Genomic DNA, 260 nt, shown 5'->3' with positions numbered 1-260 from the left:
GCAACAACGTTTTGGGGCCAGCAGTGAAAGTCATGATTATCAAGGTGAGTTGTTTAACGAAGCAGAAGTCACCGTTGATAAGCCTGCTGAGTTAGCAACCGATGCAGACGAGTCTGTTTCTCCTAAAAAACGGGCTAAGCGTAAATTATTGCCTAAAGACCTGCCACGTGAAATCATTATTCATGACATCAGTGATGAAGATAAACAGTGTGATTGCTGTGGCCATCAGCTGGCATTAATGGGGCAAGACAGCAGTGAGA

The 260-nt window shown here is 44.6% G+C and carries 1 pseudogene; it reads left to right on the top strand.

What is annotated here, in order from left to right:
* Nucleotides 1-260: pseudogene (locus AAEY79_RS15495) on the top strand (IS66 family transposase); the annotation flags it as partial.

It is taken from the genome of Psychrobacter sp. GW64-MNA-CIBAN-0177 (assembly GCF_040309585.1).
Lineage (GTDB): Bacteria > Pseudomonadota > Gammaproteobacteria > Pseudomonadales > Moraxellaceae > Psychrobacter > Psychrobacter okhotskensis.
This window is presented reverse-complemented; position numbering and strand designations above follow the sequence as displayed.